Raw genomic sequence first — 14786 nt, 5'->3', positions numbered from 1 at the left:
CAGGTCAACTATCGCGCTAGCATGAATTTGAGATGTTTCTACAGCCCTAATGACGGGCTAAGCATGGCTAAAATATTTCTGGTTCTGCCGAAAACACCTAGCGAATGTACTAATTTCGAGTGGCGTCCGTGCGCCTACAGTCCTGGTCTGATGTAATTCAGGATCGAATTCATCCTGACAATTACTTTGCGGATCACGTGCGTTGCCGCTGCTGAATCAGTGTACATCGCCGCCAAACCGGCTGCGCCCGGAGGAATCGATGCCAGTACATCAGGGTCGTCCGGAATAATGGTAACGATGAAGGGCTCGCTTACGATCTCCCCAGCCTGAAAGACAGTTCCGCTGACTTGAGCTTGTCCCTGTGAAGAAATATCGAAGATCGTATCCACCGTGCCGGTTACCAGCTCTCCCGGTCTGATCTTGAAGGCAATTTCAGCAGGTTGACCTGGCCGAAGATGGCGGAGGTAGATCTGATGTACCTGAACGACCAAGGCTTTTTCAGCAGTGTCAACGAACACTCCAGCGGGCGAAAACGGGAACGATACCACTCTTTGACCTTCTGTGATGGCAAGGTTGTTCACAAAGCCTTCCGAAGGAGCACGGACAATTGTCTCTTGCAGATTCCACTGCGCCTGATCAAGCGCCGCTTGCGCCTCTGCAAGCTTAGCGACAACGCCATCCGGTGTGAGGGCATCGAGTTCGACCTGTGCCCGAGACACGGCCGCCTGTGCTTGATCAACTGAGCCTTGTGCCGCTTCGAGATTGGATTGACGGGTTTCAAGCCGATTTTCCGAAATAGCCCCGCTTTCGACAAGCCTACTATCATCCTCAAATCGTGATTGAGCCAGGTCTCTTTGCGCGATTGCCTGACGCAGTTGCGCCTGGGCGGAGGCAAGGCTCTCACGGTCCTGTCGAATTTGTGCCTCGACACGTGAAAATGTTGCTTGCGCTCGTTCAACCGCAATTTGAAAGGGCTCCGGATCGATGCGGAATAGCACGTCACCCTCTTGCATCGGAACATTTGGCTCTGCCACGACCTCTACCACCTGGCCAGCGACGTTTGGTACAATTGGAACAGCTCTCGTCAAAACCTTAACGGGTCCAGAAGGTGCTCCCCATTGCATTGGAATGAAAAGGAAGATGAGCAAGATGACCATCCAGCCGATGGTCGAAAGCCAAGTCGCCTTGGAGTTGGGAAGAATCCTGAGTTTTACAAGAACGAAAAGGACTGCAATATATATGAGGGTCAGAAAGACAATCATGACGAACCTTCCGACCGAGGACCGGTTTTGGCTTCGATTGCTGAATTCGTTAATGTTTGCAGCGGCGATTTTGTGAATGCCCAAATCAGTGCAAGCGGCCAAAACACGCCAAAGGTAATCGCTCCCACCCAGCCAGCGACATTGATTGCATCTGCCTGGGGATGTTCGCGCTGCTTCGCGATTTTCCCCGGCAGCATTGCCAAGATCACAAACCCTACGATGGCTGTGAGGATCAGTATGACTAGTACGACCCACGCAAATATGTCCAAGCCACTCACTCGAAGTGCCTCCCTGTTTTAGCTATGCTCACCGAACTTTGTTTGTCTAATTAGCCGGAACAATATCCGGAACACGGTAGGCTCGAAATTCTTCGACATCTGGTCGATATGCCCGTAGCAGCAGGTTCCAACCGTCTTCGGGCGTGAACACGAAGTTAGGTGCAAGTGTGCGACAGTCCTCGCTACCGAATGCAACGTCAAACGAGCCATCGTCGTTGCTGACAACGCCCTGGTTGGAGCTGACGATGTTATCGGTATCCGACATCAGGTACTTCTGCGGGCCATACACCGTGATTGAAAAGAATGCGTCGACCGGCACTTTCGGGAAAGTTGCGGTGTAGCAAGCGCCTCCCACAGCGTTTTCAGGACCACCGATAGCGTACATTGCGTTTTCGTCCGCTGACAAACCCCAGGCGCCTGCCGTCACATAGGTGAAATACTCCCAGTCCTCAACATCGGCGACCCGCTTCTGCATCGCACCGAACGATGAAGGCAGCTTGGAATACTCAGCCAGCAGGGCGGCGCGCACCCTTTCAAGCACCTCCGCGTCAAAGCTCGGCAGATCATTCTCTGGTGCGGCGCCAGAGATTACATATTGTGGCTGAAGTTCTTCTGTCACAACACGCACATCATCTGCCGTAGCATCCGTTCCGGTCCGAATGCCAACGGCAACGAAATCGGTCTCGAAATCCTCGGACGAAAACGTGTATTGGCCGTCCCCGTACAGGTAGAACGGCGTCATGTGGTCTTCCGTAATGATCTGGATCGATAGAAACCGGTCGCCCACATCTGGCACATCCAGCGTAAACCCCTGTCGCGCGTTAACGATTGCAATCGAATAGATCGTGTCGTTATTTGGCGAAACGACCCAGCGGTCGTCGGCGGTAGACAGGTTCGTGAAGTGAAAGAATTGGTTTATGCCAGAGCGGCCCATGAAGTTCGCGAAAAACGCCCGGCTATCTGCGTTGATGTATTCGGCGGCGCTCATCCCGTAATCGTTCGGATCTGCGGACCAGCCGGAACTGTCTATGTCCGGGATATCCGCTAGCACCGTCGGTACGATCAGAGTGCTGCACAACAAGGCGGCTGTAATCTTGTGGAACTTGCTGGATGCGCTTTTCATTTTGTTTCAACCTCGACTGTCAAGTCAGCGCCGGGAACGGGAACATAGGCGCGAAGGACGCCATAAAATGGCGTTCCGGTCGGAATGCCGTTCTGCCCCTCGCCGGACGGGCTGAGCGTTACGGTATAGGTGCCGTCTTCATTCGGCTCGGCTGTATAGCTGGTTTGATCATAGATGCCCTTGTCGTTGGGGATCAGCAGTTTGTTGGCGGACGCATAGACCGTAACGGAGAAATAGCCGCCTTCTTCGACGATGTTTGCAGGGACTGTCAGAACGTAGGTGTCTTCACCGTTGAACGGCTGGCTGTTTTCGTCAAACGCAAGCAGGCCGTACCTCACCACGTTGGACGGCGTGCCAAGCTGTCCTTGGAACACGCCGACCGCAGCGTGAATCTCGCCCACATCGCCTGAAACCGACCCGAATATCTTGTCGGTATCTACAAGCGGCACCGCTGTTTCGATGAGCGTCAGTGCCGCCGCCTCGGTTTCAGGCGAAAATCGCTGCACGTCGCGGTCCATGTCACCCTGGCCGCCTTCCATCACAATCTCGCTGCTCAGCGCCATGACCTCGTCAAGATTGTCGACGACGACCATGCGGCTAAAGGCAAGCCCTTGGTCGGTTTCGAGAGACAATTTGTGGAAGTTGCCCTCGGGCAGGGATTGCCCGGGTCGGTACAGCAGGATCGGCAAATCCGGGTTCACGATGACGCCCGGTATGTTGTGCTTCATGTCGAAAATCGACACCGAGAAGTAGCGGTCGTATTGCGGCGTGTGGATGATCGCCGGGCCTTCGGACAGGCTGAACCAGTTATAGCCGTAATTTACCGTCGCCTGGGGCGTGATCACCGTGTCATCGGTGGGATCGACGAGTCCCGTGAACTGAAAGCTGCCCGGCTCGTTGGTTTCGAGCCAGCGCTGCATCATGCGCACCTGTTCCTGGTTGGGATACTCGCGGATATAGTTTTCGATGGTGTCCTGAGCAAATGCAGGAACAGCAAAGAACGGCAGAAACAATATCAGATTGCACAGCTTGCGTATCAACATGTCGTTTCGTACCTTCTTGATCCAGTGATTTCGAGTTTATCACCTTGAACGTAACACTGAGCCAATCTAGGTCAAACTTCTGGGGATTGGGTGCTGTTGTGACGCACAATTCATACGGGAGTTGTATGTCCGTAGAAAACGGATGAGTTTGACATGGCCCAAAACCCTTCAAGAATGAGCCTTTGTCTCACCAAGTTTCGGCACCATTGTTGATCATATACCGCCGCCTTCGACTGGCTTCCCCAAAAGCGGTCGTTGGCAAACTTGCGGCGAATGGCCGTTTCGTCCGCGCCTTGTTCATTGCCTGAAGAAATCTCGCTGCGCCCGTTACGAATGGCTGCTCTCCACGCCGCATTGCCGTGCTCAAGATGATGCGCACGCGGCAAAATTTGTGCTGCGAGCGCTCGCAGCGAGAATTATAAATTCACTGGATGGGCTCGTAGTCGCCTTTCGCTGCCTCCGGTGTATATGACTGGAGGCAGCCCAAAGCGGTCCTTCATCGCCGAGCTTTGCAAGCTCCCAGACACATAATATGGCTGTCTTTTGTAGCGACATCGGGCGTGTCCGGATGCGCTACTTTCTTACTATACAATGTGTTGCTGCAAACGTTTGCATTTGAACAGGTCATGATAACAAAGTGTACAGCACCCGTAATTCCTTCGGATGCTGTGGAGGTTTATACGCTATCGCGCCAATTCATAGCGTTTCATCGACATTGAGGTTGCGTCGATCATACTCATGAACTTCTCGGCTGCTTGGGCGGAAGCAAAACTGTCCATCGACGCTTGCGCGGCCTCCGCGCTTTCCCAGTTCACCACGACAGCCCATTTGCCGTCCGCGAAGGCCGCTTGGCGTGAGATGAAGCCGGGCTGCTGGCTGACATGCTCTTCTTCGATGGCCTTATCGACCGGTTCGAATTCTTGTGCCGTGACACCTTCTGCGAGGTTCATAGTCGCGATCTCAATTACACCAGCATCTTGTGCCATGGCCGTACTTCCCAGCATCATCATGAGAGTGATCAGAAACGTTTTCATGTTGCCGCCCGATCAGAACTTACCGTTTTCATGGGCCATCTCGGATGGGATATCCGCGATCACATCCCAGTGTTCGACGATCTTGCCATCCTCAACGCGGAACAGATCATAGAACGCGGTCGGTACACCGCCCAATGTGCCCTCGGATGCGGTGAAGACAAAATTACCCTCGGCCACAACCATGTGCACATCGGTATAGATCATCTGGATGCCCTGATCCGCCATCGCCATCAAAGCGGCGCCCAAACCGTCCAGACCATCAGCGATCTGGCTGTTGTGCTGAATGTAGGTTTCGGTGGACAGGAAGTCGGTGATCCGATCAGTTTCACCACCTTTCAGGATGGTTTCAACGAAATCCGTGACCAGTGTTTTGTTCTCTTCTGTCCTGTCCAGATCAGTGATGTCGGTCGGGCCATCGGTTTGCGTGTGACCGGAAGGGTTTGGCGGGGCGAGCGGAGTCAGATTGTCCCAATGCTCTGCAACCTTTTCATCTTCCACGCGGAAGACGTCGAAGCCAACCAACGTATCTGCGCCAAAAGCCTGCGCATTGTTGTAGGTCGTGTGCAAAACAACCATGTCCCCTTCGGCGATCACGCGGTGAATGTTCACTTCGATCCCACTGTCCTTCAAGCCTGGAATGAAGCCAAGTATGGGGGCTGCACCTGTCGGCACGGCGGGGTTGTGCTGGATGTAGTCCGGCGCCAGCAGTTGCTGCGCTGCGGATGGGTCGAAATTGATAAAAATGGCTGCAACAGCCTCCAGTACGAGTTCTTTGGGGGTCATTGATTTTCTCCTTGTTTTGAAGCGGTGGTGATAGGAATTCACGCGGCGCGGGCTTGCGTCGCGGTGATTTCGAATTCAGTTCCCCACGGGTCGATCAGGCGACCAGGGTTTAGGCTTTCAGATTCCGCCAGAAGCTCGACACTCGCGAGGCCTGTGCTCCATTCTGTGCGCTTGTTTGCCCCTTTGGATTGCCATTCGTTGACTGCAAGGTGATGGTGGTAGCCGCCTGACCCGAACCAACGCGCCGAGGGCAGTTGGAACGTCTGCACCATTCCAAAGGCCTGAGTAACAAATCGCGCGGCCTCATCCACGTCGCCAACACGCAGATGGACATGTCCGATGACAGTGCCGCCAGGCGCGCCGTGCCACGGCGTGGCATTTTGCTTCAGCGAGTTCAGGTCAAGCGGTTGCGTTGTCATTTGCACTTGGTCGCCGCTGTGCTTCCAGATCTCGCGCGGCAGGTCTCGGTAGATTTCGATGCCATTCCCCTCCGGATCACTTAAATAGAGAGCTTCGCTAACGCCGTGATGTGATGCGCCATCAAGCCGGAGCTCGCGTTCCTCGGCATGAATCAACCAAGCGGCGAGATCATGCTGGGTTGGCAGCAAGAACGCCGTATGAAATAGTCCGGCCTCGCGCGGGAAAGGCCTGGCATTGCGGTCCTGGCGAAGCTCGATCAGTGACCCAGCGTCGGTCCCCAGACAGGCGGTTTCGCCGTTGCGTTTGATCAGTCCAAGGCCAATCACGTCTTCATAAAACGCGGCCATGCCATCAAGGTCGCGTACAGTCAGGGCAACCTGACCAATCGAGATAGGTGCATGTGAACTTGCCATATTCTTGTCTCCAGCGTTTGAGCTTGAGAAGAACTTAGGTGTGGCTTTTGTTCGTTGAAATGGCGATAATTGAGAGTATGTATCGCCACTCTGGAGATAAATGATTGGACCGGGTTGATGGAATGCGAAGCTTTGTGGCTGTCGTGGAAACTGGTTCCTTCGCTGCCGCTGGGCAGCGCTTGGGGATTTCGAACAAATTGGTGAGCAAGCGTGTCGCCGGGCTCGAAAACCTGCTTGGCATGACGCTCCTTCACCGTAACACGCGCTCAATGTCTCTGTCTCACGAAGGAGAAAAGTACCTGGAAGGGGCGCGACGTGTTCTTGCCGAGCTTGAACAGCTGGAAGCCGAATTCGATACTTCAGGTGGTTTGAAAGGTGTAATTCGCGTTGCGGCACCCCTCACCTATGGCGACACCGCGGTGGCGGTAGCCGCAACTCGTTTTGTTGAAAAACATCCGAGTGTCACGGTCGAGTTGGACCTGTCAGATCACTATGCTGATCTGGCCAAGGGTGGCTTTGACATTGCAATCAGGATTGGGAACCTTGATGATTCAAGCCTGATTGTCCGCAAGCTGGGCGAGACGCATATGAAGGTCGTGGCTGCACCGGCCTATCTTGCAGAGCATGGCACGCCTTCACATCCTGCCGAGCTTTCCGAACACATCTGCATAAGGGATGCGAACAACCCCGACCCGAACCGCTGGCCGTTTCAGGTCGAAGGCCAAACCATACAAGTGCCCGTATCCGGGCCGTTTCTCGCCAATAGCCCTCCTGCCTGTCTCGTGCCGACACGCGCAGGGCGGGGTATCTTTATCTGCCCCGATGTATTCCTCGGGGATGACCTGGAAACAGGGCGGTTGGTCGAGCTGTTCTCTGGAATCCGCTCCCGCACGCTCCCGATCCAAAGTGTCCATTTGCCCTCAGCTTTTCGCAAACCGCGCGTGAAGGCCTTTGTTGAATTCATGAAGGCCGAAATCAGAGCGTAGGTTCGTCAAAGATTGCGTTCAGATTTGTTTCACGAGCACCCACTTTTGATAGGCGAACAAAGTGACGCTAAAAAAAACTTGGTCGTGCGGTTAAAGGGCGCTTTTGGATTAAACTACAAGAAGGCGCTTGATAACCTGGCGGCGATGATTGCTTAAAGGGTTGAATAATGGGGCGGCGATGCGACTATTTCGTGCCGCTTACGACGTCGGGCAACGATGCTCGAAGTTGCCCTTTCCTTCTTCTTCCATCAGTGACGGGTGGCAGCCCATACAAGACCTTCTAATCGAGAACTCTGTGTCCAATTTTATTTGCGATAAAGAGTGCTTCTGAATTCGGTGGGTGAAATGCCCATTTGCCTTTTAAATGACCGGCTAAAGTTATTGGACGTTTCATATCCCAGTGCGGTAGCGATGTCAGATACCGCTTCCGTTGGTAAAGCCAAAAGTTCAGTCGCGCGTTCTATGCGGACTCTATTGATAATATTACGATAACGTCCGCCCTCCGCTTCAAGCCTGCGCTGAAGGGTTCGCACACCTACATCTAGAGAACGCGCAATTGAGTCTATCGAAACCGCATCACCATGAAGTTGCTGGCGCGCGAGTTCTGCAACACGTTCAGAAAGCGTCTCAGGAGGTCCACCTAGACGCTCCCTAGCTATGTCTTCGACTGTGGTTGGACTTTCGGTGTTGAGTCGACTTGAGCGGCCGGCTTGCAAACAACACCTATCAAACTCGATCCCCAACCGCGGCGCGTCCCAAATAACCGGGCACCTAAACACATCTTCAGCTTCGTTCGCGTTCGTCACTTTGTGGAAATTCAACAGAACGGCACGCGGCGTCCAATTCGCTCCGAGATAAGCTTTAAAAATACTAAGAATGACTCCTATCGCGGAGAAGCCGACATCGGGATAGGCGCGGTGAGATTTAATACCAAAATCGTAACAATACCTGGCGGGTGATCCAGGGCTTTCCAACCATGCCCTATCTGTGGACGAGTGAAGCGGCATCACAAAAGAAGCACGATTGAGGGCCGCACCCAAGTTCGGGGCCGAAAGAACATAGCGCCCCCATGCGCCGTACTCTGCGACAGTCAGGTGAGGAGACCAAAAAAGACCGATGTTCTGTAGCCCGGTTGACCGAGCCGCTTCGTGTATGAACGTCGCCAGCGAATGAGCCGAAATATAGCCGGAACGTGCATCCACGAATTTATACGACAGTTCGGCTGCCCTCATCGCGGCGATAAGCCTTCTCTCCCCCGCCACATCCAAGACAAACTGCGGCATTGCTCCAAGTGCTTTCGCCGAAATCATTGGGGGTAAGCTCATGCCAGATTGTCTCGCTTCTACAAGTCCGCTGTCGTGAAATGATACGCATCCCGTTTGGCTTTGTGCAATAAATTCACATCCAAGCATACGTGGAGAAAGCAATGTCGAATAACGTTCCCAGAATTGGATGCCTTTCAACTTGGGCCACCGCTGCGATCCTGTTTTTACCCATCAGCGCAAGCGCCGAGATGTCAGACGCACAACGGAACCTGATCGAACGTCGCGCGTGTGAAGCTGCGATTTGGGGCATGCCGGCGGTCGGCGTTTATGACATCGAACTTGCAATCCAGCGCGATGCCGGCGCTGATCGGGGCGTTATCGCCTATATGAGCGAGCCGATGGACAGTCGCCACGGCTTTCTAACGGCCAACGATGTCACGCCCTATGTATTCGGCGGCGGAATCACTGTTGACGAGCCTGTAGTCATTGATGTGCCCCCTGCCGGTGATAAGGCGGCCTTCTTTGGAACCATCGTGAATGCCTGGCAAGTCCCGCTGGCAGACGTCGGAACGACAGGCGAAGATGCGGGGGAAGGTGGCAAATACCTCATCCTGCCGCCTGGTTACGACGGAGACGTACCGTCAGACGGGTACTACGTTCACCAGTCCAACAGCTATGGCGTTCATTTTGCTTTCCGTCCAGTTGCAAAAGATGGCGGCACAAGCGCAGACCAGGCCGCATATGCCCAAACGCTCCGAGTCTATGCCTTGTCGGATGCGGACAATCCTCCGGCAACACGGTTCATCGACGTAAAAGAGAACCCCATCAACACGCTGCCTGTATACGACATGACTTTCTTCACTGATCTGAATGCGGTCATTCAGCGCGAGCCTGTTTTGGAGCAAGACAAGGTAATGATGGCGATGCTGGCGTCTCTGGGCATTGTGCGAGGCCATCCTTTTGAACCAGACGAGGAGACACAAGCGGCCATGCTGGATGGTCTCCAATGTGCCTACGATACGATGCAAGAACACTTCATAACGCGCTCTGTCGTGCCTTTGTGGGAAGATCGCCAATGGGGTGTCTGGGCATTCGCCGAAGGCCAGCCGGAAGCCGGATTTCCCTATGTTACGACAGATATGGTTTTGATCGACGACCGCGCGGGCGGGTCATATTCTTGGATCACTTACCTGCCCAAAAAGCTCGGTGGAGGCACGTTCTACCTGACAGGTTTAACCGACAGTGATGGCGCCATGCTCAACGGTGAAGATACCTACAAACTGACAGTTCCATCAGACACGCCCGCCGAGGATTTTTGGTCCGTCATTGTATACAGCATGAAAACTAAGGGCTTTGTAAAAGGCAAGGAGCGGGTGGGATTGGCGACGCCTGACCTCCCTGACATGCAGGTTAACGAAGATGGCTCGGCTGACGTGTATTTCGGCCCAATTGCTCCGGATGGGCTGGAAAGCAATTGGATTCCGACCGGCGAGGACTTTTTCTTGCTTTTTCGTCTCTATGGACCAGCTGAAGGCTGGATAGAAAGCGGTTGGAAACTACCCGATCTGGAAAAAGTGAATTGAATAGTAGACTTATCCCACTAGGAGAAAACGGTATGAAAAGACTGATGTTCGCAGGTGTAGCCGCATTGTCTCTTGCGATCCCGGCCTTAGCACAGGAATACAGTGCGAACGTCCCCGACAGCATCATTGTGCCGGACACGGTGGAAACACGTTTTGGTGCGTTGGAGTATTTCGATGGACTTCCAACGCCAGAAACCGCGAAGTTGTCGTACAACGCGCTTAACTTCGTGCGGGGTATGCAGATTTTCATGGATGGTATGCCCGCCGCATCGACCTATGCGATGTGTCATGGTCTTGAAGAAGGCGCTGGTGTTGATCCGATGAAAATCGGCATCTTTGAAGACTTGTATAACGCGCGTTCGCTACTGCTGACACCCAACACGACAACAATTTATATATTGAACTGTACCGATCTCTCCGAAGGTCCGGTGGTATATGAAGTGCCCGAAGGTATGCTGGGTTTCGTGAACGACGCATACATGCGATACGTCACCGATATCGGTAATGCTGGCCCTGACGAAGGCAAAGGCGGAAAATTTCTGATCGTGCCTCCCGGATTCGAAGGGGATTTGCCGGAAGAGGGCTATTTTATCGTTCAGCCACCAAGCTATCGTAACTGGTTTTTGCTTCGTGCGTTCTACGGGGATGACGGTGTTGAAGCGGCGGTAAACCGGGTCAAAGAAACTTTGCGTGTCTATCGCTGGGAAGACAGAGAGAACCCACCAGAGCAAGAGTTCGTGAATCTAACGGACAAACAGTTCAACACAATCCACGCAAACGATTTCAGCTTTTTCGATGAAATGAAAGCCGTCGTCGATAGCGAAGCCGAAGGTGCGCTGCCGGAAGAGTTGATGGGCGCTATGTTCTCGATAGGGATTCGCAAGGGAGAGCCTTTTGAACTTGATGATGAACTGAAGTCCTTGCTGAGCGAAGCCGTGGCACTTGGCACTGCTGCCGCGAAATCTCTTAACTTTGCCCCACGATCCCGCGCACCTTTCTACTATGACGACGGGTATTGGAAGACCGCGTTTGTCGGGGGTAATCACGAGTTCCAAGCCGGTGACGTCAAAATTCTAGATGCGCGGACTCTGTTCCACTACTACGCGACAGGAATCACGCCTGCGATGGTCGCTCAAAAGGTAGGGGTCGGATCGCAATACGCACTCGCGAATCGCGACAGCGATGGAAACTACTTCGACGGTGGTAAAACTTACTCGGTGACAATTCCCCCAAACCCGCCAGCAAAAGACTATTGGTCATTCGTTGTCTACGACACGCAAACCCGTTCACTTCTCGAAACGGACCAGAAACTTGCAGGGGTCGATAGTAACCAACCCACTTTGGAAGCAAACGAGGACGGCAGTTTTACGGTTTGGTTTGCGCCAGAAGCGCCAGAAGGCAAAGAGGGCAATTGGATACAGACAATGCCCGGAAAATCCTGGTCCACGGTTCTAAGACTCTACGGTCCTTTGGAGCCTTGGTTTGAAGGAACATGGCGGCCCGATGAGATCACACTAATCGAGTAGATCCTCGGTATCTTGGAGTAGTTTCAAAACAACGAAAAAGGCGACGTGTACTGACAACGTCGCCTTCCCTCTTGCGACCGTTCTGGATCCTCGTACTCGGTTGAGTGCTTTTTGCTTCCGGATTTCACCAGTTCAAACATCAGTTTAAAGAACACCTTCAACTATGGATTATGAAAGGTTGAAGGCAAATCGCTGCATAGGTGCGGAAGTGAAATATTGGCAACGCCAAATAGGCCGATAACAAACGGACCAATCATTAGGTTCTAAACGTCGAATAGAGGAAAATTACTCAAACTTTGCAAAGTCAGCTTTCTGCGCATTGTTGTCATTCGGGCATCGCGCAGCATCGGTCAGAGTGGGCTCACAACAGCCGTTGGTTACACTTCACGTGAATGTCGGCTTCCGACATTCAGATCAGGTTTGTTTAGCCCGCTCCCCCTATCCTCTTCACTGTTAGTCGTAAGAAATTCCCTGATCATCAGAGAAAAATTCCCTGTTAATCGATCTAGGGAAAATCCACGCAAGCCACTGTTTTTAAGAGTAACTTCGAGCTCCAAACCTCCGAAAACGGCCTAAATCTATTAGTTTTCCCTGTAAATTCCCTGTTTACAGGGAATTTTGGGCCGAGACTAGCTAGCTACAAACTGCCTGCACAGCCATGATTTTCCGAAAGTACAGCAAAAAAACGGGAAATCCTCCCGTTCCACCTGATGTGTATCCAAGTCTCCCGACAATGGGACGAAAGATCGGTTGCACACTTCCTGTCCCAAAATCGAATATCGTAGCCCACGGTGCAGGCGCGTCGGGTCTTTTCTCTAGCCTCGCGGTCGCTCCTTCTAGTTCATGAAGCGCCTTGTCTATTTGCGTTGATCTGTTGAACGCCTACGGCAGGAAACTGGAACTGAGATCATCGGAACGCTTAGGCGAACTGGCTTGCGGAACAACGATCTGTATTCGAGGAGGTGCGCATTTTTCGGGCGGACGGTATGGTGTATCTTCGCGCGATCCAAAAAGGCTTGGGCATCGGGATCGGCTGGCGTCCGATACTCAATGAGTTTCTTGCGAATGAAACACTGGCTCTTGCCTGCAGCTACGAACACCCAACATCGCGTGGTTATTTTTGCTCGATCACGCCGGAAGGTTCAAGAAAGCCCGGCACCGCGCGGTTCCTGGATTGGATAGGCACAACATAACCTGAACCATGTGACGGCCGAGCGAGCCGCTTCCGATTGGATTTTTTGCTTATTCCATTCTGGCAAAGCAGATTTTGGCAAAATACGAGCGCCTTGCTTCCGGAGTTTGAATTCCAGACTCGCATGTTTACCGGATCATTGATCAACAGGTGACGGCGCGATTTCGTCCAATGCGGACAGAATATCCTCGGCATGGGCCGGATCAGCAAACAAAGTCCGAAACAAAGCCGCAAGGGGGTAGTCAGGCCAGGCTTCCTGCAAAAGCAGGATTGTTGCACCGGCTTGTTCGTGTTCTCCCAACCTTTGATATCCGGCGGCCAGATACCCAATCGAAATTGCGCTTACCGGGTCGCCCAGTCTTATCGCTTCGTTGAACTGGTTCACTGAATACTGAAAATCCCCCAAATGGAAACTCGCAGAGGCCAGGACGCTTCGATATGGGAACCTTCGATTGTTCGGGTCGCTTTCTTGCGCGCGCTTGGCAGAGGCAATTGCGCGTTCGAACGCGCCGCCAAACAACGCAAACAAAGCGTCAAAATTTGTGACATGGATGTCGTCCGGCGCGAGGCTGATCGCCCGCGCGGATTGGTTGAGTGCCGCATCAAAATCGCGATTGGCGAATGAGACCAAAGCAAGCGCAGAGTGGCTCCACCCCTCATCAGGGGCCAGTTCCACAGCCTTGATCGCGCGCACCCTTGCGAGGTTCAGCAGGTCGCGTTTTTCCTCACCGGGCGGAGCGGTGATTGCCAGAATTCCCATGGCTTGGGCCGAGCCTGCGAAACCGCCGAAATATGTCTCATCCAAAGCGATAGCCCGGTCAAACATACCACGTACTGCGTGCAGCCGTTCACGATCAAGAACCGGAAACATCAACGGGCGCGCCTCGGCGGCCAGGTTAACCGCCTGCAACTTTGTGGGGTTGGTGGAAAACAACGCTTCTCTGACCGCTTGCTGTTTCAAGGTGTCATCGGACTGAACAGAGGTGAATTGCGGCATGTCTGCAGCCTTGGAGAAAAAGACGACTGCCCCAACCCCCAGCGCCGCCAGAACGACCATTCCGGGCAGCAGGTATCTCGGCAACGGCCGCTTCCGTTTCTTTCCTCGCTCAGGCTCCAGCAACTCGAACCGGGGCACATACCCACCGGGATCGACATGAATACGTAGGCGCTGTTCTTTCCCGGAGTTCGAGTAGTAACTGGCCAGCCGTCGGCGCATTCGGCCCGCGTCGACACGTACGACCGCCATCGGGTCGCCACCTGCGTCCAGCGATCTGCCATAGACGTCCTCGGCAATTGATTTGGCGCGAATGTCCTCGGCTTGCCCCGTCAATAGCTTTTCGACGACGTAGCTTAGAAAAGACTGCAAACGCTCTGCCCCGTCAAATTCGGGGCTTTCCAGAATCGATGCCAAAGCCTGCCGGATTTCTACATCCGAAAGAGTCGACCCAACCGGATCAGGACCCGGATCTGTCTGCAATTTCGTCAACGACATCGCCTTGGAAGCCTTCAGGCAACCTATAAGCCCCTGAAAAATAACATGTTACGTCGTAACATACGTTAAGATACCTGAATATGTAAATGAATTTCAGCGATATTGGATGGGAAAGGAGGGGGAGCGCGCCTCGTCGCTGGGGCAGAACTTGGGAACATGCGATTTGAGGATCACTATGGACACACTGTCGATGTTGTTTCCGGACCGGGCGAATGAAATCGGACGCCTTCGAAGCGCGGACACTGTGTTCGCCCAAATCTGCGTTGATTATGAAAGCCTGGCTGCCCTGTTACCCTGCGATGCCAGTGATCCGACCTACTCTGATTTAATCGATAGCCTTCGGGGGCTTGAGGACGAAATTCACCTTTACCTCGCGTCCAGATCAA

13 protein-coding genes are annotated in these 14786 nt (G+C 53.4%); 4 read left to right on the top strand and 9 right to left on the bottom strand.

All coding sequences use genetic code 11. From position 1 onward, the window contains the following. Positions 1 to 134: 134 nt before the first annotated feature. The 7 genes from ACR0C9_RS01840 to ACR0C9_RS01810 all read right to left on the bottom strand — a co-directional run bounded on the left by ACR0C9_RS01840 (position 135) and on the right by ACR0C9_RS01810 (position 6356). The gene (locus ACR0C9_RS01840; RefSeq protein WP_480780259.1) at positions 135 to 1262 is read right to left on the bottom strand and encodes an HlyD family secretion protein; all 1128 of its coding nucleotides are present in this window, start codon (positions 1260 to 1262) and stop codon (positions 135 to 137) included. Beyond that, positions 1259 to 1540, bottom strand: a complete 282-nt coding sequence (locus ACR0C9_RS01835) for a DUF3302 domain-containing protein (RefSeq protein ID WP_480780258.1) — start codon at positions 1538 to 1540, stop codon at positions 1259 to 1261. Before ACR0C9_RS01835 ends, ACR0C9_RS01840 begins: the two co-directional genes overlap by 4 nt. Positions 1541 to 1586: 46 nt before the next feature. Further along, positions 1587 to 2663 (bottom strand): DUF1214 domain-containing protein, encoded by a 1077-nt coding sequence (locus ACR0C9_RS01830; protein ID WP_480780257.1) that lies wholly within the window; start codon positions 2661 to 2663, stop codon positions 1587 to 1589. Further along, a complete protein-coding gene (locus ACR0C9_RS01825; protein ID WP_480780256.1) occupies positions 2660 to 3706 on the bottom strand; it encodes a DUF1214 domain-containing protein in 1047 nt (348 codons plus the stop codon). The genes ACR0C9_RS01830 and ACR0C9_RS01825 overlap by 4 nt, the downstream gene beginning before the upstream one ends. Positions 3707 to 4389: 683 nt before the next feature. Further along, on the bottom strand, positions 4390 to 4740 hold the full coding sequence (locus ACR0C9_RS01820) for an antibiotic biosynthesis monooxygenase family protein (protein WP_170452351.1): 351 nt from the start codon (positions 4738 to 4740) through the stop codon (positions 4390 to 4392). A 12-nt stretch (positions 4741 to 4752) separates the two neighbouring features. Next, on the bottom strand, positions 4753 to 5523 hold the full coding sequence (locus ACR0C9_RS01815; RefSeq protein ID WP_170452353.1) for a nuclear transport factor 2 family protein: 771 nt from the start codon (positions 5521 to 5523) through the stop codon (positions 4753 to 4755). Positions 5524 to 5561: 38 nt separating this feature from the next. Next, positions 5562 to 6356: a VOC family protein gene (locus tag ACR0C9_RS01810; protein WP_480780255.1), complete on the bottom strand. Its 795-nt coding sequence runs from the start codon at positions 6354 to 6356 to the stop codon at positions 5562 to 5564. Between the two features lie 104 nt (positions 6357 to 6460). On the opposite strand from ACR0C9_RS01810, the gene ACR0C9_RS01805 reads away from it, so the two are divergent. Next, positions 6461 to 7342, top strand: coding sequence for a LysR family transcriptional regulator (locus ACR0C9_RS01805; RefSeq protein WP_480627410.1), 882 nt, complete (start codon positions 6461 to 6463; stop codon positions 7340 to 7342). 305 nt (positions 7343 to 7647) lie between these two features. On the opposite strand, the gene ACR0C9_RS01800 is transcribed toward ACR0C9_RS01805, so the two are convergent. Further along, on the bottom strand, positions 7648 to 8805 hold the full coding sequence (locus ACR0C9_RS01800; protein WP_480780254.1) for an AraC family transcriptional regulator: 1158 nt from the start codon (positions 8803 to 8805) through the stop codon (positions 7648 to 7650). On the opposite strand from ACR0C9_RS01800, the gene ACR0C9_RS01795 reads away from it, so the two are divergent. From ACR0C9_RS01795 to ACR0C9_RS01785, 3 genes are all read left to right on the top strand, one after another. Continuing rightward, on the top strand, positions 8769 to 10190 hold the full coding sequence (locus tag ACR0C9_RS01795) for a DUF1214 domain-containing protein (protein WP_170452361.1): 1422 nt from the start codon (positions 8769 to 8771) through the stop codon (positions 10188 to 10190). The two genes, ACR0C9_RS01800 and ACR0C9_RS01795, sit on opposite strands and share 37 nt — an antisense overlap. Before the next feature lie 32 nt (positions 10191 to 10222). Then, entirely contained in the window at positions 10223 to 11716 is a 1494-nt protein-coding gene (locus ACR0C9_RS01790) for a DUF1254 domain-containing protein (protein ID WP_480780253.1), read from the top strand. Positions 11717 to 12702: 986 nt separating this feature from the next. After that, the gene (locus ACR0C9_RS01785) at positions 12703 to 12909 is read left to right on the top strand and encodes a type 2 periplasmic-binding domain-containing protein (RefSeq protein WP_170452383.1); all 207 of its coding nucleotides are present in this window, start codon (positions 12703 to 12705) and stop codon (positions 12907 to 12909) included. A 135-nt stretch (positions 12910 to 13044) separates the two neighbouring features. Here ACR0C9_RS01785 and ACR0C9_RS01780 read toward each other — a convergent pair whose 3' ends face one another. Beyond that, positions 13045 to 14400: a tetratricopeptide repeat protein gene (locus tag ACR0C9_RS01780; RefSeq protein WP_480780252.1), complete on the bottom strand. Its 1356-nt coding sequence runs from the start codon at positions 14398 to 14400 to the stop codon at positions 13045 to 13047. Positions 14401 to 14786: the final 386 nt, after the last annotated feature.

Source organism: Ruegeria sp. C12 (assembly GCF_056537745.1).
The sequence above is the reverse complement of the archived record's forward strand: the minus strand, read 5'-3'. Positions and strand labels throughout refer to the sequence as shown.

Excerpts from the sequence above, each read along its gene's own strand:
- ACR0C9_RS01830 (WP_480780257.1), bottom strand. The coding sequence starts at position 2,663 with ATGAAAAGCGCATCCAGCAAGTTCCACAAGATTACAGCCGCCTTGTTG.
- ACR0C9_RS01785 (WP_170452383.1), top strand. The coding sequence starts at position 12,703 with ATGGTGTATCTTCGCGCGATCCAAAAAGGCTTGGGCATCGGGATCGGC.
- ACR0C9_RS01795 (WP_170452361.1), top strand. The coding sequence starts at position 8,769 with ATGTCGAATAACGTTCCCAGAATTGGATGCCTTTCAACTTGGGCCACC.
- ACR0C9_RS01820 (WP_170452351.1), bottom strand. The coding sequence starts at position 4,740 with ATGAAAACGTTTCTGATCACTCTCATGATGATGCTGGGAAGTACGGCC.
- ACR0C9_RS01810 (WP_480780255.1), bottom strand. The coding sequence starts at position 6,356 with ATGGCAAGTTCACATGCACCTATCTCGATTGGTCAGGTTGCCCTGACT.
- ACR0C9_RS01780 (WP_480780252.1), bottom strand. The coding sequence starts at position 14,400 with ATGTCGTTGACGAAATTGCAGACAGATCCGGGTCCTGATCCGGTTGGG.
- ACR0C9_RS01815 (WP_170452353.1), bottom strand. The coding sequence starts at position 5,523 with ATGACCCCCAAAGAACTCGTACTGGAGGCTGTTGCAGCCATTTTTATC.
- ACR0C9_RS01790 (WP_480780253.1), top strand. The coding sequence starts at position 10,223 with ATGAAAAGACTGATGTTCGCAGGTGTAGCCGCATTGTCTCTTGCGATC.
- ACR0C9_RS01840 (WP_480780259.1), bottom strand. The coding sequence starts at position 1,262 with ATGATTGTCTTTCTGACCCTCATATATATTGCAGTCCTTTTCGTTCTT.
- ACR0C9_RS01825 (WP_480780256.1), bottom strand. The coding sequence starts at position 3,706 with ATGTTGATACGCAAGCTGTGCAATCTGATATTGTTTCTGCCGTTCTTT.